This is a genomic window from Salinimicrobium flavum (assembly GCF_042684505.1).
Classification (GTDB): domain Bacteria; phylum Bacteroidota; class Bacteroidia; order Flavobacteriales; family Flavobacteriaceae; genus Salinimicrobium; species Salinimicrobium flavum.
The window spans coordinates 173,507-191,539 of sequence record NZ_JBHULT010000006.1 but is presented as its reverse complement, the minus strand read 5'-3'; the positions used below and the strand labels follow the sequence as shown (position 1 = coordinate 191,539).

The 18,033-nt window shown below is 40.8% G+C and carries 17 protein-coding genes and 1 tRNA gene; 8 read left to right on the top strand and 10 right to left on the bottom strand.

Annotation, left to right across the window (positions count from 1 at the left end; translation table 11 throughout):
* Positions 1 to 10: 10 nt before the first annotated feature.
* The 5 genes from ACFSTG_RS04135 to ACFSTG_RS04115 all read right to left on the bottom strand — a co-directional run bounded on the left by ACFSTG_RS04135 (position 11) and on the right by ACFSTG_RS04115 (position 3,958).
* Positions 11 to 1,186 carry an acyl-CoA dehydrogenase family protein gene (locus ACFSTG_RS04135; protein ID WP_380748760.1) on the bottom strand — a complete coding sequence of 392 codons (1,176 nt, stop codon included), beginning with the start codon at positions 1,184 to 1,186 and terminating at the stop codon, positions 11 to 13.
* Positions 1,187 to 1,492: 306 nt separating this feature from the next.
* Positions 1,493 to 2,212 (bottom strand): tRNA1(Val) (adenine(37)-N6)-methyltransferase, encoded by a 720-nt coding sequence (locus tag ACFSTG_RS04130; RefSeq protein ID WP_380748758.1) that lies wholly within the window; start codon positions 2,210 to 2,212, stop codon positions 1,493 to 1,495.
* A gap of 95 nt (positions 2,213 to 2,307) precedes the next feature.
* Positions 2,308 to 2,649, bottom strand: a complete 342-nt coding sequence (locus ACFSTG_RS04125) for a four helix bundle protein (RefSeq protein WP_380748756.1) — start codon at positions 2,647 to 2,649, stop codon at positions 2,308 to 2,310.
* A gap of 175 nt (positions 2,650 to 2,824) precedes the next feature.
* Complete coding sequence (rimM, locus tag ACFSTG_RS04120) at positions 2,825 to 3,349, bottom strand: ribosome maturation factor RimM (protein ID WP_380748754.1); 525 nt, start codon at positions 3,347 to 3,349, stop codon at positions 2,825 to 2,827.
* An 18-nt stretch (positions 3,350 to 3,367) separates the two neighbouring features.
* Positions 3,368 to 3,958, bottom strand: a complete 591-nt coding sequence (locus ACFSTG_RS04115) for a 30S ribosomal protein S16 (protein WP_380748752.1) — start codon at positions 3,956 to 3,958, stop codon at positions 3,368 to 3,370.
* A 279-nt stretch (positions 3,959 to 4,237) separates the two neighbouring features.
* On the opposite strand from ACFSTG_RS04115, the gene ACFSTG_RS04110 reads away from it, so the two are divergent.
* Together ACFSTG_RS04110 and dnaE are read left to right on the top strand one after the other, a co-directional pair.
* Entirely contained in the window at positions 4,238 to 4,687 is a 450-nt protein-coding gene (locus ACFSTG_RS04110) for a ferritin-like domain-containing protein (RefSeq protein ID WP_380748750.1), read from the top strand.
* A gap of 200 nt (positions 4,688 to 4,887) precedes the next feature.
* Positions 4,888 to 9,273 (top strand): DNA polymerase III subunit alpha, encoded by a 4,386-nt coding sequence (dnaE, locus tag ACFSTG_RS04105; protein WP_380748748.1) that lies wholly within the window; start codon positions 4,888 to 4,890, stop codon positions 9,271 to 9,273.
* Positions 9,274 to 9,392: 119 nt separating this feature from the next.
* Here dnaE and ACFSTG_RS04100 read toward each other — a convergent pair whose 3' ends face one another.
* Positions 9,393 to 9,536, bottom strand: a complete 144-nt coding sequence (locus ACFSTG_RS04100; protein ID WP_380748746.1) for a hypothetical protein — start codon at positions 9,534 to 9,536, stop codon at positions 9,393 to 9,395.
* A 316-nt stretch (positions 9,537 to 9,852) separates the two neighbouring features.
* Between ACFSTG_RS04100 and trxA the strand changes: the two genes are divergently transcribed.
* The 4 genes from trxA (at position 9,853) to ACFSTG_RS04080 (ending at position 12,829) form a co-directional block, all read left to right on the top strand.
* Positions 9,853 to 10,170: a thioredoxin gene (trxA, locus tag ACFSTG_RS04095; protein ID WP_380748744.1), complete on the top strand. Its 318-nt coding sequence runs from the start codon at positions 9,853 to 9,855 to the stop codon at positions 10,168 to 10,170.
* Positions 10,171 to 10,260: 90 nt separating this feature from the next.
* Positions 10,261 to 11,190: a DUF58 domain-containing protein gene (locus ACFSTG_RS04090; RefSeq protein WP_380748742.1), complete on the top strand. Its 930-nt coding sequence runs from the start codon at positions 10,261 to 10,263 to the stop codon at positions 11,188 to 11,190.
* An 86-nt stretch (positions 11,191 to 11,276) separates the two neighbouring features.
* Positions 11,277 to 11,350 (top strand) — tRNA-Asp (locus ACFSTG_RS04085).
* Between the two features lie 369 nt (positions 11,351 to 11,719).
* On the top strand, positions 11,720 to 12,829 hold the full coding sequence (locus tag ACFSTG_RS04080) for a hypothetical protein (protein ID WP_380748740.1): 1,110 nt from the start codon (positions 11,720 to 11,722) through the stop codon (positions 12,827 to 12,829).
* A gap of 291 nt (positions 12,830 to 13,120) precedes the next feature.
* Here the strand turns inward: ACFSTG_RS04080 and ACFSTG_RS04075 are convergent, their stop codons facing one another.
* The 3 genes from ACFSTG_RS04075 to ACFSTG_RS04065 all read right to left on the bottom strand — a co-directional run bounded on the left by ACFSTG_RS04075 (position 13,121) and on the right by ACFSTG_RS04065 (position 14,829).
* Positions 13,121 to 13,375, bottom strand: coding sequence for a TFIIB-type zinc ribbon-containing protein (locus tag ACFSTG_RS04075; RefSeq protein ID WP_380748738.1), 255 nt, complete (start codon positions 13,373 to 13,375; stop codon positions 13,121 to 13,123).
* A 125-nt stretch (positions 13,376 to 13,500) separates the two neighbouring features.
* Positions 13,501 to 14,460 (bottom strand): sodium-dependent bicarbonate transport family permease, encoded by a 960-nt coding sequence (locus tag ACFSTG_RS04070; RefSeq protein WP_380748737.1) that lies wholly within the window; start codon positions 14,458 to 14,460, stop codon positions 13,501 to 13,503.
* Positions 14,461 to 14,544: 84 nt separating this feature from the next.
* Positions 14,545 to 14,829: a hypothetical protein gene (locus ACFSTG_RS04065; RefSeq protein ID WP_380748735.1), complete on the bottom strand. Its 285-nt coding sequence runs from the start codon at positions 14,827 to 14,829 to the stop codon at positions 14,545 to 14,547.
* Positions 14,830 to 14,933: 104 nt separating this feature from the next.
* On the opposite strand from ACFSTG_RS04065, the gene ACFSTG_RS04060 reads away from it, so the two are divergent.
* Positions 14,934 to 15,857: a LysR family transcriptional regulator gene (locus ACFSTG_RS04060; RefSeq protein ID WP_380748733.1), complete on the top strand. Its 924-nt coding sequence runs from the start codon at positions 14,934 to 14,936 to the stop codon at positions 15,855 to 15,857.
* A gap of 113 nt (positions 15,858 to 15,970) precedes the next feature.
* On the top strand, positions 15,971 to 16,453 hold the full coding sequence (locus ACFSTG_RS04055) for a response regulator (protein WP_380748731.1): 483 nt from the start codon (positions 15,971 to 15,973) through the stop codon (positions 16,451 to 16,453).
* 275 nt (positions 16,454 to 16,728) lie between these two features.
* On the opposite strand, the gene ACFSTG_RS04050 is transcribed toward ACFSTG_RS04055, so the two are convergent.
* On the bottom strand, positions 16,729 to 17,592 hold the full coding sequence (locus ACFSTG_RS04050; protein ID WP_380748729.1) for a DUF4382 domain-containing protein: 864 nt from the start codon (positions 17,590 to 17,592) through the stop codon (positions 16,729 to 16,731).
* Between the last annotated feature and the right edge of the window lie 441 nt (positions 17,593 to 18,033).

Here is an 18,033-nt window from a genome sequence, read left to right as displayed (position 1 = left end):
TCGTTATTTTCTATTGAAAAGCCGGTAGGCCGGTAATATCCATTCCTGTGATCAAAAGGTGGATGTCGTGAGTTCCCTCATAAGTGATCACACTCTCCAGGTTCATCATGTGTCGCATGATGCTATATTCGCCGGTAATTCCCATTCCCCCTAAGATTTGCCTGGCTTCCCTGGCGATCTTGATCGCCATATCCACGTTGTTCCTTTTGGCCATTGAGATCTGGGCAGAGGTCGCCGTTCCATCATTTCGCATTACTCCCAGTCTCCAGGCTAAAAGCTGGGCTTTGGTGATCTCAGTGATCATTTCTGCCAGCTTCTTTTGCTGCAGCTGGAAACTACCTATGGGTTTTCCGAATTGTGTACGTTCTTTAGCATATCGCAAGGCAGTATCATAACAATCCATAGCTGCGCCAATTGCCCCCCAGGCGATCCCGTAGCGGGCCGAGTCGAGGCAGCCAAGTGGCGCTCCTAATCCGCTTTTTTCGGGCATCAGGTTTTCCTTCGGAACTTTTACATTGTCAAAAATTAACTCTCCGGTCGCGCTGGCACGCAGTGACCATTTATTATGTGTTTCGGGAGTGGTGAAACCCTCCATTCCTCTTTCTACTATGAGTCCGTGGATCCTTCCTTCTTCATTTTTAGCCCATACTATGGCAATGTCGGCAAAAGGGGCATTAGAGATCCACATTTTTGCACCGTTGAGAAGGTAATGATCACCTTTATCCTTGAAACTGGTGGTCATTCCGGCGGGGTTCGAACCATGATCAGGTTCCGTTAGTCCGAAGCAGCCCATCATTTCGCCACTGGCCAGCTTCGGAAGGTATTTTTTCCTTTGTTCTTCTGTCCCGTATTTGAAGATGGGGTACATCACCAGAGACGATTGTACAGAAGCAGTGGAGCGAACCCCACTGTCTCCACGTTCAATCTCCTGCATGATGAGTCCGTAGGAGATCTGGTCAAGACCTGCGCCGCCGTATTCCTCCGGAATATAAGGACCGAACGCCCCTATTCCGGCAAGGCCGTCTATTAATTGTTTGGGAAATTCAGCTTTTTGAGCCGCTTCTTCGATTATTGGAGAGACATCCCTTTTTACCCATTCCCGGGCCGCATCACGAACCATTTTGTGTTCGTCGCTAAGTAATTCATCGAGATTATAGTAATCGGGAGCTTGAAATTGATCTTTCATTGTTTGGTAATTTTCTATTTGTCTGGAGAGTAAATTTAAGCAAACAGAAATTAGGGGCAAGTGGGAAAATCATTCAATTTAACTAGGGGTGAAGTAAAAGATTGTGTTTGGTCACAAAAGATTAAAAATCACTTCGCTTCAAGAACCAAGAATCAGGACAATTTTTACAAAGTGTGTTAAACTAAAAGTCAGTTTTTCTCATGAGGAGCGGATAAATAGATCTGCCAGGTTTCCAAAACCTGTTAGGTCTGCGAATCTTATAAGCCTTTAAGGGTTCCAAACCCTGAAAGGCTTAGTTTTTAGATATTACATCTTCAAATAGAAATCCTTCACCAGCTCAATATATTCGGCCGTGTATTGATGCCGTGCAGTTTCAATTATGAGCTCATCTACTGCGGGAGAAATATTTGAAAATGACATTTCCAGCAGACTTCTTTTTACTAAAGATTCGGGAGTTCCTTTTACCCTGGTGATGCGCTGTGGGTAAAGATTGAACTGTTTGGCAATTTTAAGGAATTGCTCCTCTTCGGAAGCCGGAATAATAGCACTGAATTTTCCATTTTCTGAAAGCAGAAGGGAAACCCCTTCTAAAAGTTCTTCAAACGGAAGAGCCTGCGCGAATCGCGCCTGGTCCCGCTTCACATCTCCCGAAGAATAATCGGCAGAATAGAATGGAGGGTTGGAAACTATAAGCTCATATTTTTCCTCATCCTGCATTTCTTCCACAAATTCATCAAAACCCGCATGGTAGCAGAACAGCCTGTCTCCCCAGTCGCTGTTTTCGAAATTCTCTACGGCCTGCTCATAGGCATCTTCATCGATCTCCAGAGCATCGATCAATTCCGCAGCACTGCGCTGTGCCATCATTAATGCTATCAACCCTGTACCGGTGCCAATATCGAGAATGGAAAAGGGCCGGTGTTCAATCGAAGTCCATGCCCCCAGCAGCACTCCGTCTGTGCCTACTTTCATGGCAGTTCGGTCCTGGTGAATTGTAAAGTTTTTAAATACGAAAGGCTTATTCATTAATTCCAAATTACAAGCACCAAATTCCAAAGATGTTTAAGGTAAGAGGTATGAAGGCAAAAGTAATCTTACAAAAGGAAATTCAATAGAGAGGATTAAATTTTATTGATTATTGCAGATAAGATTCTTCGAAGTTCCTGGGCTTCCTGTAGGTTATCCTCTATTTCTTTATTCATGTCGGAATTTGTGGATTTCAAGAGCTTTAACCAGTAAGCAGATTCTTTTGCTTCTTTTCGGGCTATCTTCAGCCGAAATGTAAAATCTTTCTCTCCGAGTTTTTCATTCGCTTCAATATAATTCGCGCCAACAGATCCCGATGACCTAACTAGTTGCTTACCATCTTCATTATTCGCAATAGATTTAGGGAGTTTAGAAATTAATAATCTGCAATCTCTTGCAAATTCAAATGTCCTTTCCTCCAAATCGTATGGCTTCATTCCGTAACCTTTATAAATAAAGATAAACATTCCAAACCTATACCTGCTTCTAAATTTTGAATAGGATCTCTTGGTACCTGGAAATTAGTTTTACCATTTTCGCAAGGCCGTTATTTTTGGGATTTGGAATTTTAGGTTCCTTTGGGATTTGGAATTTGTGAGTTGGTGCTTCGATTTATAGATATAAATCGATAAGCCCTTCCGGGGTCTTTACGTGAATGGTTTTATTTTTCTTGTCCACCTTTACAAGGAACTGGTCGTTCATGGGAATAAGGACCTGTTTGCCGTTCTTTTCGATCTCGAAGAGGGCCTGGGTGGTGGTGTCGTTAACACCGGTAAGAGTACCCACGGTTCCGTAGAGTTCGTCTTCAACCGTGAAACCTATAATTTCATGGAAATAGAACTGGTCATCGTCTAGTTCGGGCAGCATGGTAAGCGGGAGGTATACATCACATTTCATGAGATCTTCTGCGTCTTCTTCAGAATCTACCTCCTCAAATTTAACCCGCAGCAGGTTACTTTTCTGCAGGGAACTTCTTTCAATAAAAAATGGAACCAGATTATTGTCGTATTCGACAAAAACTGATTCCATTTCCAAATAAGTTTCGGGTTCATCGGTGTCGAGTTTGATCAACACCTCTCCCTTAAAACTGAATTTACTAACGATCCTGCCAAGATAGAAACACTCTTCTTTTGTCATTGCCCGTTAGTAAGAAAATTAAGATCCTGCCTGATCTTGTTTTTCGTCATCCTTTGCTTCTTCTGCAGAAGCGTCTTCTGATTCGTTTTCAGCGGCAGCTTCAGCATCCTCAGTGGTTGTTTCTTCAACCTCAGTTGTTTCTTCAACTTCAGGCTGTGCAGCGGCAGCAGCTTCAGCTTCACGTTTTGCGTTAGCTTCTTTTTCAGCTTCAAGAGCTTTAGCTTTTTCAGCTTCCTGCTCTTTGGTCAAAGCCTCTTTTTTAGCATCGACTTTTCCTGCTTTTTCATCAACCCACGCATTGAATTTCTCCTCTGCTTGTTCTTCAGTCAAAGCACCTTTTCTTACACCACCAACAAGGTGATTCTTAAGTAAGGCTCCTTTATAGGAAAGTATAGCTCTTGCAGTTTCTGTAGGCTGTGCCCCATTCTGTAACCATTTTACAGAATTGTCAACATTAAGCTCAATAGTTGCAGGATTAGTAGTTGGATTGTAAATACCTAATTTTTCAAGGAATCTACCATCTCTCTTTGCGCGTGCATCCGCAGCCACGATCCAGAAAAAAGGTTTTCCTTTTTTTCCGTGTCTTTGTAATCTGATTTTAACAGGCATAAAAATTAATTTGTGGGGTTCCCGACCCCGGTTATTAATGAGGGGGCAAAGATACTATATTTTTTTATTGTAAATTAAGTGGTTGCGGAAAAATTTCTTCCATCCGGATTTCGGGGAAATTTTGAGATCAATTTTCCCGAAGTGGTTATATAAAGCTCTTATAATAAGCAGTTAAGGAGTGCTAAACCTTGTTAAACTGCAGGGTTTTCTAAAGCTTGTCTGTTATCTTTAAGCTGTATCGAATCCGAAAAAAAAATTGCGAACATAAAAATGGAAATAATGAGACCAACAAAAGAAATGGCTGAAAAGCTAAATGAACTGCTTGAAAAGAATTACGATTCTGAAAAAGGATTTCTTACTGCAGCTGACGCTGTAAAAAATGAACGTTTAATAAGCTTTTTCAAGGAGAAGGCCCAGCAACGTTACAATTTTGGACACGAGCTTAAAGCTGAAATAAGAACCTTTGGAGAGGAGCCTGAAAAAGGCAGCAGCATGAAATCTGGTATTCACCGGGCCTGGATGGACCTTAAGTCAGCCCTCAATACAGACAGGGAGGAGGCTGTCCTTGAAGAAGTGATAAAAGGTGAGAAAGCGGCCGTGGCCGAATACAATGAGATCATCAGGGATGACGGTTTCCCTCCATCTACTTCCAATCTCCTTATCAAACAGCGAAATGCCATTGAAACTACCCTGAAAGAGGTAAAAGACCTGGAAGATATTTATGACTGAAAGGTTTTTTGAAGATCAGGTATAAATGAACTCCCGGTAAAATTTTGACCGGGAGTTTTTTAATTTCAGGAGGTTAATAAATCGTGAAAAATAATAAGGAGAAGGCATGAAAATATCCTTATTTTTACCCCTTCATTGTTGCCTGAGAAGTCTCTTTCTATAGCGACTATCCTGCTGGAATTCAAAAAAATACCGCATCTATGTACCTTATTTTCGATACTGAAACCACCGGACTTCCCAAGAGATGGGATGCCCCCCTAACCGATTCAGATAACTGGCCGCGCTGTATTCAGATCGCCTGGCAATTGCATGATGAAATGGGTAGGGTGGTTGAACACCAGGATTACCTGGTGCAGCCCGAGGGTTTTAATATTCCGTATGATGCAGAGCAGATTCACGGGATCTCTACAGAGCTGGCGCAGGAGCAGGGGATAACTTTAAGGGAAGTTCTTGAGAAATTCAATATCGCCCTCTCACGCTCCAAATTTGTGGTAGGGCAGAATGTAGGTTTTGACCTGAACATAATGGGGGCTGAATTCCACCGTCTGGAAATGGGAACTTCCCTGCATGAATTGCCCGTACTTGATACCTGTACAGAGGCCACCGCTCAACTTTGTTGTATTCCCGGAGGTCGAGGAGGTAAGTTCAAGCTTCCCACACTAACAGAGCTTCATGAATTCCTCTTCCATGAACCCTTTGCAGAAGCGCATAACGCCACTGCCGATGTGGAAGCGACCACACGTTGTTTTCTGGAATTGATAAGGAAACAAGCTTTTTCGCGGGAAGAGCTTGATGTGAACGAGGATTACTTCCGTAATTTTTCCGAAGCCAATCCGCAGCCAATTGCGCTGATAGGCTTAAAACACATCAATCTTAAAAAAGCTTCCGAAGAAATAAGAAAAAAACTTGCTAAGGAGCAAGGCGGGGTGGGGATCTCTTCCGAAGAAATAGAAGAGAACCTGGAGAAACTTGATGAGGTGGCCTTTTCACATCTTCATAATCACAGCCAGTTCTCGATCCTGCAGTCCACCATTAGCATCAAAGACCTGGTAGATGCTGCAGCCAAACAAAGTATGCCTGCCGTGGCTCTTACAGATCATGCAAACATGATGGGGGCTTTTCATTTCGTGAAAGAGGTGGGAGCCTATAATAAAGGAGTGAAGGCCAGAAATGCTGAGGCAGTGGCCAAAAATGAACCTGCAGAAGCACGGGAATTGAAGGCGATAATTGGCTGTGAGTTCTTTGTATGCGAGAATCACAAGGATAAATCGCGGAAAGACAATGGTTACCAGATCGTATTGCTGGCAAAGAACAAAAAAGGATATCACAACCTGGCAAAGATGTCGTCTCTTGCCTATACCGAAGGCTTTTACTACGTGCCGCGGATAGACAGGGAAGTAATAAAAAAATATAAGGAAGACATTATTGTACTCACCGGGAACCTTTATGGAGAAGTGCCGGGGAAGGTGCTGAATGTGGGGGAGAATCAGGCAGAGGAGGCTCTTTTGTGGTGGAAAGAGGAGTTTGGGGAAGATCTTTATGTTGAATTGATGCGTCATAACCAGGAAGATGAAGACAGGGTGAACCCTGTTCTGGTAGAGCTGGCCAGGAAGCATGAGGTAAAGATGGTGGCCAGCAATAACACCTATTATTGCGAACAGGAAGACGCTAATGCCCATGATATCCTGTTGTGTGTAAAAGACGGGGAGAAGCAGGCTACTCCAATAGGCCGGGGCCGGGGTTACCGCTATGGTCTCCCTAATGATCAGTACTATTTTAAGAGCGGTGCTGAAATGAAGGCGCTCTTCAAGGACCTGCCGGAAGCAATTTCTAACGTGCAGGAAGTTGTCGATAAAATTGAACCTTACGAGTTGGCAAGGGATGTTTTGCTTCCTGCCTTTACCATTCCTGAGAAATTCATCGTTGAAGAAGATGCAGTAGATGGTGGAAAAAGGGGAGAGAATGCTTATTTAAAGCACATCACTTTTGTAGGAGCTGAAAAGCGCTACGGTGAGATCTCTCCGGCAATAAAAGAACGACTCGACTTTGAGCTGTCGGTTATTGAGAATACCGGATACCCCGGTTATTTTCTTATCGTGGAAGATTTCATCAGGGAAGCCCGTAATATGGACGTATCGGTAGGTCCCGGTCGGGGATCGGCTGCGGGAAGTGCCGTGGCTTACTGCCTGGGGATCACCAATATTGATCCTATCAAGTATGATCTGCTTTTTGAGCGGTTTTTGAATCCGGATAGGGTGAGTATGCCCGATATTGATATTGACTTTGATGATGAAGGACGTAGCCGGGTCATGGATTATGTGATAAGGAAATACGGTGCCAACCAGGTAGCCCAGATCATTACCTATGGTACCATGGCCGCCAAGTCTTCCATTAGGGATACTGCACGGGTGCTTGACCTTCCGTTGAATGAGGCTGACAGGATCGCGAAGTTGATCCCTAATGCCAAACTGGGCAAGATCTTCGCAATGGATGAGAAGGAGCTTAAAAGCAAGTTCAGGAGTGAGGAAGTAGATAAGATAAATGAGCTGCTGAATATAGCCGATGGGGATGACCTGGAGGCTCAAACGATCAACCAGGCACGCATCCTGGAAGGATCGGTAAGGAACACCGGGATCCATGCCTGCGGGGTGATCATTACCCCGAGCGATATTACCAATTTCGTGCCCGTGGCTGTGGCCAAAGATTCAGATTTGTACGTGACCCAGTTCGATAACTCGGTGGTGGAAAGTGCCGGCTTGCTGAAAATGGACTTTTTGGGTCTCAAGACCCTTACCCTGATCAAGGATACGGTTAAAATAGTAAAAGGGCGACATGACATTGACCTTGACCCTGATAGTTTTCCGCTTGATGACGAGAAGACCTATGAACTTTTCCAAAAGGGAGAGACAGTAGGGATCTTTCAGTATGAATCCCCCGGAATGCAGAAACATATGAAAGACCTGAAACCTACGGTCTTTGATGATCTTATTGCCATGAACGCCCTTTACCGCCCGGGACCTATGGAATACATACCGAGTTTTATTGCGCGAAAACACGGGAATGAAGAGATCGCCTATGACCTTCCGGATATGGAAGAGTACCTGAAGGAGACCTACGGAATAACCGTTTACCAGGAGCAGGTGATGTTGCTTTCCCAGAAGCTTGCGGGCTTCACCAAGGGTGAGGCAGATGTGTTGCGGAAGGCGATGGGTAAAAAGATCTTTTCCCTGCTGGAAGAATTAAAACCGAAGTTCCTTGATGGAGGAGAGGCGAAAGGGCATCCAAGGGAGATCCTTGAAAAAGTATGGAAAGACTGGGAAGCTTTTGCGGCTTATGCTTTCAACAAATCGCACTCCACCTGTTATGCCTGGATCGCTTACCAGACTGCCTATCTAAAAGCCCATTACCCTGCGGAATATATGGCGGCTGTATTGTCAAACAATATGAACGACATTAAGCAGGTGACCTTCTTTATGGAAGAGTGTAAGCGAATGAAATTAAACGTTCTGGGACCGGATGTCAATGAATCTTATTACAAGTTCTCGGTAAATAAGGAGAATGCCGTGCGGTTTGGGATGGGAGCGATCAAAGGGGTTGGAGCCGGCGCAGTAGCAACCATTGTGGAGAGTCGTAAGGATAAAGGACATTATAAGTCCATTTTCGACATGGCTAAAAGAATAGACCTTAGAGCAGCGAATAAAAAAGCATTTGAAAATCTTGCTTTGGCAGGAGGTTTTGACAGTTTTGGAAGCACCCACCGCGCCCAGTATTTTCACGATGAGGGAGACGGAATTACCTTCCTGGAGAAAGTGGTAAAATATGCGGCTAAGTTCCAGGAAAACGAGAATTCTGCCCAGGTAAGCCTGTTTGGTGATGCCAGTGAGGTTCAGATACCAGAACCTGTGGTTCCTCCCTGTGAGGAATGGGGTACCATGGAGAAACTTAAGCGTGAAAGGGAAGTTGTAGGGATATACATTTCCGGGCACCCCCTGGATGATTTCAGAACAGAACTTAAATGTTTCTGCAATGCCGTCCTTGCCGATTTCCAGGATATGGAAAAAGCGGTCAATAAAGAACTTTCCTTTGGGGGAGTTATAAGCGACGTACAACACAGAATGTCCAAGAACGGGCAGGGATGGGCTTCTTTTATAGTGGAAGATTATACAGATTCGTATGAATTTCGTCTTTTCAAGGAGGAATACCTTAAATTCCGTCACTTCCTGGTTCCTAATTCCTTTATCTACGGAAAGGTCTTCGTTAAAGAAGGCTGGGTCAATAAAGATACCGGTAAGAAAAGTGAACCACGTATGCAATTCAACAGTATACAGTTGCTGCATGATGTGATGGACAATTATGCTAAGAAATTAACCATACAACTCAATATTGACGAACTGGAGGAAGAGAAGATCGCTGCGCTGCATGACCTTATAAAAATGCATTCCGGAAGCAATACCCTGAATTTCGTGGTCTATGAAATGAAGGAAAGGATCAAATTACACATGCCCAGCAGAAAACAGAAAGTAAGGATCTCGCAAGAGTTGCTTGCCGCACTTGAAGAACAGCAGGTACTGTATAAATTGAATTAAAGGAGTGGTCAAACTGTTTCTGAAATTATGTGTCCCGGGATTTCAGAAGGCGAAAGGGTTACAATAAAAAAATTCCGGCTGTGGGCCGGAATTTTTGTTAAAATAAGATATTTTTCAGCTTATTTGGTGATCTCTAAATAGACCAAAATAAGGGCTGATAATGCTGTGAATAGAATGAAGGAAAGGGTAACTCCTATAATAGCTTTTTGAACAAATGAAAATCCGGTTGTTTGTTCTTTCCAGAGTTGTGTTAGTGCAGTCATAGTAATTGGTTTTAGGGGGTAAAATTCTTTGAATTTGTTGTGATTTATAATTACTTATGGTTAAAGTTAGGAAAGTAGTTTCATAAAAATTAGCTTTTTTTTAACAAAACGTTATACGGAATTTTATACTCGTTGAAATATCCTGACAATTCCTTTTTTGTAAGTAATTTCTTACAATTATTTTGTAGGATTAAAAGGGAGAAATAGGGTATAGCAATGTGTGAATAATTAATTCTGATATTGACTTTGTAAGGTTTGGCAGAATAATTGACTATTTTTACAATATAAATCAGAATAAGAACAAAAAAATAAAATTATGGCTTTAGAGATAACTGACGCTACTTTTGAAGAAAAAGTATTGAAAAGTGACAAACCGGTAATGGTTGATTTTTGGGCAGCATGGTGTGGCCCCTGTAGAATGGTAGGACCTATCATTGAAGATATCAGCAAAGAATATGAAGGTAAAGCAGTAGTTGGAAAACTTGATGTTGATGCTAACCAGGAATTTGCTGCGAAGTACGGGGTACGTAACATCCCAACCGTCCTCATTTTCCAGAATGGAGAAGTTGTTGGAAGACAAGTTGGAGTTGCGCCTAAGGCTACTTATGCTGAAGCTTTAGATCAACTGTTATAATATTAAATGACAATAATTAAAAACCCGGCAGCACGCCGGGTTTTTTTATGACCTGAAATTGTTAACTTGAGTAGAAATCGCAACTGAGAAATGAAATTAGAAAGGGAGGTTCATAAAACCGGGGGATTCATAAATCTTGAATTACTGGCCAGCCAGGTGGTGGAAGGTTTCATTTCGGGACTTCATAAGAGTCCCTTCCATGGTTTTTCTGCGGAATTTGCCGAACACAAGGTCTACAACAATGGTGAAAGTACTCGTCATATTGATTGGAAGTTATTTGCCCGTACAGATAAGCTGTATACCAAACGCTATGAAGAGGAAACCAATTTGCGGTGCCATATTATTCTTGACAATTCAGCTTCCATGCATTTTCCCGAGATTAGGAGGCAGAGCCTGGAGTCTTTAAATAAAACAGGGTTTTCTGTCCTGGCCGCGGCCTGTATAATGGAGATCCTCAAAAAACAGCGGGATGCGGTGGGATTAAGTATCTACAGTGATTCCTACGAATACTATGCTCCTGAGAAAGGTAGTGAAAGGCATCGCCAAATGTTGCTGCATCACTTAGAAGAGGCCGTTACAGATCTTAAACCTTCTTCGGGCACCCAGACCTTCACATACCTGCATCAAATTGCAGAGAAGCTTAAAAGGAGATCCCTCATTTTCCTATTCTCAGATATGTTTCAGGCAGATGTAGCGGAAGACAAACTTTTTGAAGCCCTCAGGCATTTAAAATATAACAAGCATGAATTGATCCTTTTTCATGTGGTTGATAAGGAGAAGGAATTCAATTTTGATTTCGGGGATCAGCCGCGTAGGTTCACTGATGTTGAAACAGGCGATAAAATTGACTTGTATGCAGACAATGTAAAGGAAAACTACAGGAGCCTGGTCTCAGAATATTTCGACAATTTAAAATTACGCTGCGCCCAGTATGGGATCAAATATGTGATGGCAGATATCAATGAGAATTTCAACAAAATTCTCACCACATATATGGTTGAAAGGCAGAAGTTTGTATAGACCCTAAAAAATAGATGAAAATTATTTTATAAAAAGGTTTGTGGAAGTGAAATTCTGCTGTATATTTGCCCTCGCAATAAAGCAACGGTCTGGTAGTTCAGTTGGTTAGAATACCTGCCTGTCACGCAGGGGGTCGCGAGTTCGAGTCTCGTCCAGACCGCAAATTGCAAAGAAGCTCCTCTAAACGGGGAGCTTTTTTTCGCTTAAACGTTAGTTGTGTTGTTTGTGGTAAGTCTCTGGCTTACCTGGGTTTAGAAGTAAACCAATGAGAAGCTTTTTTCCGATTCTATTCGGAAAAGGGCTTTTTTGTTTTTAGTATACTGAACAATTCTTTCCTCTTCCATTATTTATTATACAAATTATCTTCTACAAAAGGGAGCATTTAAGGGACCCCTACAATTTAAAAGCGACCTTTTAAAATCAAGTAATCATTAATAACGAACTACATATGATATGAAAATTTTATTTTTAATTAATAAGTAAAATTTTGCTTATTTTCCTTTAGATAATTAACCTTAACTAACAAATAATGAAAAAAAGATTACTCTATTTATTTTTTACCCTTGCATCCTTTTATAGTGGCAATCAATACGCGCAGAATTCACATGATCCTATTAGCACTATGCAGTTTAGAAATGAGCCATTAGATCAAACATTAGAATCTTTAATAGTAAATAATATAATAGGAGAGGAGACTGAATTTTCAGAATATCCTTATAATCTACCAACGGATTCAATTAATGTTCCCTTGGATGTGAGATTTAATCCCGATGGTTTTGAAGTTAATACATTTCGACAACTGAAGATTTACTTATATGGAGATACTATCTACCGTCCTCAACCATTTTTTTTAAAAGGATCAGGTCCAATGTCTAAAAAATTAGGAGATCATATTCTATCCACCTATCAGAAGTGGTATGGACAATATGATACCATTGTTTACCCTTCTAAACCAAAACTTCCAGAAGATTTAAAAAAAATGATTGATAGGGGAAGAGCTTATAGTCAACGTGATTGGAGCGAAGAGGAAAAGGAGAAATGGCAGAAAAATAGAGATAGGACTTATGTTTGGTATGAACAGGACTATAATATAGAATTTTATCTTCCAGAATATGAGGACAATGAATACACTGGTAACATACCCTCCTATAAAGGGGCTTCAATTACATATAGTATCACCAATTATAAAAAAGAATTAAAAAAAATTAAGGATTCAATACGAAAAGGAATGAAGGCAAAGGATATTGTTGAAATTGCTTTAGATGGTCCTATTTGGGAAGAGGATCAATCTTTCACAATATTTTCGTTCAGAATTAAAGATATCTATCGTACAAAATTAGCCAGTCAGGTTGGTGGTTTCAAAGATATCACTGCATTAAAATATGATATTATTGTAAAAAATCTTTTTGATGAAGTTTTAGCTCGATTTGAAGATGCAATATTTGAATTGCCAACGCCCATGGGAGAAAGTGTTGGTGGGTATAACTACCATAATGTTGGCGGAGCACTAACTTATGGTAATGGATATGAAAAGTCTGATGAATATAATGCAGCAAAGATATTTGCTAATAGTAATACAGTGAAGCTAGTCGCTGACATTAAAGCGATAGTTTTAGGTGATGGTCAAATTATAAAATAAAATTTGTTTAACTTTCAATAAAACCTACCCCTCTTATAATCAAGATTGACCGCAAATTGCAAAGAAGCTCCTCTAAACGGGGAGCTTTTTTTCGCTTAAACATTAGTTGTGTTGTTTGTGGTAAGTCTCTGGCTTACCTGGGTTTAGAAGTAAACCAATGAGAAGCTTTTTTCCGACTCTATTCGGAAAAGGGCTTTTTTGTTTTGTACATGTTTTCTCCATCTCTCTTTTTCAGGCAAACCGTCAACTTTTTATTCACCAGATTAGAGACCTGTTTAATTGAGTATGACACTAGAAATCAAAAAGATCACCAAGGAAAGATTCTTTTTTTCTGGGCTTTTGATAGCTACCTTCTCTTGAATTATAATTCTTATCGCTACGGGGCTGATAATCCTGATTTTTTTGAGCCTGAGGTGCTGACCTTTCAATGATCTTATCAAGTTCTCCCCTGTCGAGCCAAACCCCGCGGCATTCGGGACAATAATCAATTTCAACCCCACTCCGTTCAGTCATTACCAATGTGGTATTATCATTTGGACATTTCATATTTTTATTTTTAATATTTCAAGTTAGAAAATTTTCTCTTTACAAATTTGCTTTTTCTTTCTAAAACAATTTCAATAACTTAAAGATGATCATTGTACAGAAACAAAAATTTGTGGATTAAGTTTTTAAGAGCCGATTATGGTTAAATAAACAGGCATGCCGAAGGTTATATTAAATGGAAAAGTAACGGCCAGAGCCATTGGGAGGTATAAACCGGGATTTGCTTTAGGGACTGCCATTTTCATCGCAGCGGGGACTGCGATGTATGAAGCACTGGCCGCCAGTATTGCCAGCATAAACCTGTCTCCAACATTGTTGGTTACAAGAGTGCTTATCAAAGCTACAGCAGAACCATTTATTAAAGGGATCACAACGGCAAAAAGGGTAGTAAACCAACCGCTTTTTATAAAATCATTTAATTTTCTCCCACTAATAATTCCCATGTCCAGCAGGAAAATAGCCAGGAAACCTTTAAAAATGTCATTGGTGAATGGAGCGATACCCTGTGCCTGGCTCTCACTTGCCAATAAACCTATGATCAGGCTTCCTAAGATCATTAGCACACTTCCATTAGTAAATGAATGACCAATTAAACTGCTTATTTTTGGTGAATCATCGTCTTTTTTGCCATATAAGGATATCAAAGTTACCCCTACAACAATAGCGGGAGCTTCCATAAGGGCCATTAAGGCTACCATATATCCGCTGTAGTTAATTTGTTGAATTTCAAGAAAAGATACAGCAGCTACAAAGGTCACTGCACTAATAGAACCATAAGCTGCCGCTATGGCTCCTGAATTTTCAATACTCAGCTTTTTTTTCAGAAAGAAAAAAGTATAAACAGGGATTACAACAGCACTAACTAACCCGAATAACACGGTCCAGATGATCTCAACAGAAAAATCACTATGGGCCAGTTCGCGCCCCCCATTGAATCCAATAGAAAACAGGAGATAAAGGGAAATAAATTTGGAGGAACTTTTGGGGATTTCCAGATCACTTTTTAATTGAACGACCAAAATTCCCATTGCAAAAAAGAGTAAGGCCGGGCTGGTTAAGTTTTCCAGAAGTAAACTAAGATTCATGTATTTTATTATTTACCAGTTAATTGATTATTAAGAGGCTACTTTTTGCAAGCCGCCCTGAATTCACCTTCTAAGCTTGTTTGGTTAATAGGCTCCAGCCTTGTCAGTAAAGTAAATTTGCACTGTAGACTTGATTTCAATTGAGAGATCTTCATTCTGAGCTTCCCTGAGTATTAGGATCAATCTTTCTCTGGTACTTCGAAGAGAGAAAATTTTTTCAAGGGATTTAATGTCCGGCGCACCGGTACAAATTTCTGTACTGAAGTTCTTATTTGTGTGAAACTGGATTTTACTACCTATTAAATTCAACAATAATTCTTTGGCATCTGTCGGGCTAAATTGTCCTTCAATTAGTTTAAGTTCTTCCATGCTTTTCATCAGACCTATTATTTTAAAATTTGACGCAGCAAAGATGAATAAATGCAACTATAAAGAATTATATATATATTTGATGGAATGTATAATAAAACGTTATGAACTACACCCTGCATCAGCTCAAAATATTCTCTACGGTCGCTAAAACCCTTAGTGTTACAAAGGCATCAGAGGAACTACATTTGTCTCAACCAGCTGTCTCCATTCAACTCAAAAATTTTCAGGAGCAATTTAAAATACCATTGTTGGAGGTCATAGGAAGACGGATCCACCTCACCGCATTCGGCGAAGAAATAGCACTTGCTTCCAAAAATATCTTAGAAGAAGTCGAAGCATTGAACATGAAGATTTTTGCTTATGAAGGACAGCTGATAGGACGTTTGAATGTCGCCGTTGTATCTACGGGTAAATACGTCATGCCTTACTTCCTATCGGCTTTCATTCGACAAAACCCCGGGATAAATCTTTCTTTAGATGTCACCAATAAAACAACAGTCATAGAAAATTTGGAAAGAAATGAAATAGATTTTGCCCTCGTATCTGTGCTACCTGATCATTTGCAGATTGAAAAAATTGAGCTGATGGAAAATAAACTCTTCCTTATTGGGGGGCGGGACCAGGATCTAAAATTAAAATACCACAACAAGGATATTTTTAAAGAAATTCCTTTGATCTACAGGGAGTCAGGGTCAGGCACCAGGCATGTGATGGAAAGTTTCATGAAACAGCATAATCTCCCTATCCTTAAAGAAATGGAATTGACTTCCAATGAGGCCGTTAAACAAGCAGTAATAGCCGGTTTGGGCTATTCTGTTATGCCTATAATCGGTATTAAAAACGAACTACTAAATGGGGATCTGGAAATAATTCCTGTTGGGGGATTTCCTATTAAATCCAATTGGCAATTGATCTGGATGAAAGGGAAAAAGTTTTCTCCTGCTACCATTGCCTATTTGGATTACTTAAGAAAAGAAAAAAATAAGATTATCAATGAAAACTTTGGATGGGCTAAAAAATATTAGCTTTATTCATCTCTCCGTATGCTCAGAAAATCTTATGACTGCTATAAAATCTTCAAATGTATAATTTTTAGCTATTCCTGTAATTTAGCCTGAAATTTTAAAAAATGCAGACAATGAGAAAACTTATTAAGTTAAGCTTTATTTTATCACTTCCACTTCTTATGTCCTCTTGTGGGGAAGGTGAAGAGAGGAACGAAACTGTGGACAGCACAGATGAAACAGTAATGACAGACCAGACAACACAAATGGAGGCTGACATTACTTTAACACAGGCAGAACGTGACGCCCTTATGCCTGCTGATGTCGTTGCAGAATTCCAGGAAGGAAATCTTAGATACGTTAAGGACAGTCTTACTCCACGAAACCGTCAGGCGAGAAGAGGGGCAACAGTGTTTTTATTGGATATCATGTTGCCAGACGGGAATGGACTGGATCTATGCAGGGAACTTAAAAATAACGAAACTACCCGAAAAATTCCGGTAGTTCTTATGTCGGCTCACGCCGATATTAATAGCATGGAGGGCGCTGATGATTTTATTTCCAAACCTTTTGACGTAGACGAATTGCTCCGCAGAATAGAGAGGCAGCTGGGATGATGTGAAAGTGGGATGATTTGAAAATTTGAAAATGAACTATACAATGATTCGTGGTTCATTTTTCACACAAAGCACAAGAGATTCTGCGAAAATCAGCGAAATCTGCGGGAAAATTTTGAAAATTTAAAAAATGAAAGTGCCGAAAAGTCCCCCGTCAGCGGGATTTTGGAAGTAATTAACCCATCAACGACTCCCGGCACCCGCCTTCCGCATTTCGAATCGACGAATTAACGATTCCCGATTCAACCAATTAACCAATCCCTCATTAAAGGTTACTAATGATCAAGCGGTCCTATAGAAGTATTTTCGCCGGCCACTACTTCAATGTCATTTACCACCAGGTCATCAATTCCCGATGCTTCAGAAAAGGAAAAGGTGAGATCATGATTCCCGGGGGGAAGTCCCCATAACATGAATTCATTATCATAAGTTTGGGTGGAATAGGTTATATCCCCTGCTTCAACTGTGAGCCTGGCCGGGTTTGCCCCCAGACCACTGGCTAAATATCCGTAGATATGCCCGGTAGAATTATTGTCAAATCCCCTTATTTGCGGATCCAGAATAAACTCCCGGGATGCGCCTTCCACCTTGCTGAGGGAAGCATCTACATCAAAATCAATGGTAAGTGTTGCCAGTTCTCCTTCCTGAAATGAATAATTGAAAGGTATCGATATTCCGTTTTTGGTGTCGTCTGTCAGGGTGAGGGAATTAGTTCTGCCATCAGCTGTTATTACCCTGTTTTCATTTCCCAGGACGAGGATAATTTCACTTAATTCTCCGGCCGGGACAGCATGTTCCCCTATCAGAACATCATACCCTCCTCCGGTGTATTCCAAAAGATCAAGCTTTTCAACTCCGGGTTGATCGGCATTGGCCCAGATAAGATCTAAAGGAATCGTGTCATTATCGACAATTATGTTAACACCTAAGACCTCAACATATACAGATATATAGTCGCCGGGTGCATCCACAATAAACAGATTAAAAAGGGCCTTTGGTTCATCTTCTTCCACAGGATCTTCGGTATCATCATCTATTACGACTTTCTCAGGAGTAGTGACCTTATCATCGCTGCTGCATCCCTGCGGAATAATCCAAAACAACAAAACCATTACTACAAACAACAGAACCTTTTTCATAACTATATATTTACTTATTGATTTCTTAAGCTAAATGAATGTAGGGAAGGTATGCAGGAGCGTTGCTCCGGAGGATGTACAATTCGAAAGATAATGAACAGTAGCTTGTAAAATGTTGATTATTAGATCTTTTCGTTGGAATACAGGAATCAGGGGTTAAAAGCGGGGTTTTAAAGGTTTATCCGCAATGATAAAAATTTCAGGTGGGGGGACAATTCTTTCAGTATCCTATTGCATCAGGTGTCAAATATCCAACAGGGGGTAATGATGATCCGGAAATCCCGGGTTCCGTAATTTATCTGTAAAACTACCCCCTCCCTTTTTTTAACATTTATTTTTAAAATTCCAAAATATTTGTTAAAAAAAATGTTTTATTTTCGTTTGAGGAGAACTCTTCCCTACAACCTATTCTCCCTCGTGTCCCGGACCCTAACCCGGGAC

Coding starts and splice junctions, on each gene's coding strand:
- ACFSTG_RS04135 (WP_380748760.1), bottom strand. CDS start 1,186: ATGAAAGATCAATTTCAAGCTCCCGATTACTATAATCTCGATGAATTA.
- ACFSTG_RS04130 (WP_380748758.1), bottom strand. CDS start 2,212: ATGAATAAGCCTTTCGTATTTAAAAACTTTACAATTCACCAGGACCGA.
- ACFSTG_RS04125 (WP_380748756.1), bottom strand. CDS start 2,649: ATGAAGCCATACGATTTGGAGGAAAGGACATTTGAATTTGCAAGAGAT.
- rimM (WP_380748754.1), bottom strand. CDS start 3,349: ATGACAAAAGAAGAGTGTTTCTATCTTGGCAGGATCGTTAGTAAATTC.
- ACFSTG_RS04115 (WP_380748752.1), bottom strand. CDS start 3,958: ATGCCTGTTAAAATCAGATTACAAAGACACGGAAAAAAAGGAAAACCT.
- ACFSTG_RS04110 (WP_380748750.1), top strand. CDS start 4,238: ATGAGACCAACAAAAGAAATGGCTGAAAAGCTAAATGAACTGCTTGAA.
- dnaE (WP_380748748.1), top strand. CDS start 4,888: ATGTACCTTATTTTCGATACTGAAACCACCGGACTTCCCAAGAGATGG.
- ACFSTG_RS04100 (WP_380748746.1), bottom strand. CDS start 9,536: ATGACTGCACTAACACAACTCTGGAAAGAACAAACAACCGGATTTTCA.
- trxA (WP_380748744.1), top strand. CDS start 9,853: ATGGCTTTAGAGATAACTGACGCTACTTTTGAAGAAAAAGTATTGAAA.
- ACFSTG_RS04090 (WP_380748742.1), top strand. CDS start 10,261: ATGAAATTAGAAAGGGAGGTTCATAAAACCGGGGGATTCATAAATCTT.
- ACFSTG_RS04080 (WP_380748740.1), top strand. CDS start 11,720: ATGAAAAAAAGATTACTCTATTTATTTTTTACCCTTGCATCCTTTTAT.
- ACFSTG_RS04075 (WP_380748738.1), bottom strand. CDS start 13,375: ATGAAATGTCCAAATGATAATACCACATTGGTAATGACTGAACGGAGT.
- ACFSTG_RS04070 (WP_380748737.1), bottom strand. CDS start 14,460: ATGAATCTTAGTTTACTTCTGGAAAACTTAACCAGCCCGGCCTTACTC.
- ACFSTG_RS04065 (WP_380748735.1), bottom strand. CDS start 14,829: ATGGAAGAACTTAAACTAATTGAAGGACAATTTAGCCCGACAGATGCC.
- ACFSTG_RS04060 (WP_380748733.1), top strand. CDS start 14,934: ATGAACTACACCCTGCATCAGCTCAAAATATTCTCTACGGTCGCTAAA.
- ACFSTG_RS04055 (WP_380748731.1), top strand. CDS start 15,971: ATGAGAAAACTTATTAAGTTAAGCTTTATTTTATCACTTCCACTTCTT.
- ACFSTG_RS04050 (WP_380748729.1), bottom strand. CDS start 17,592: ATGAAAAAGGTTCTGTTGTTTGTAGTAATGGTTTTGTTGTTTTGGATT.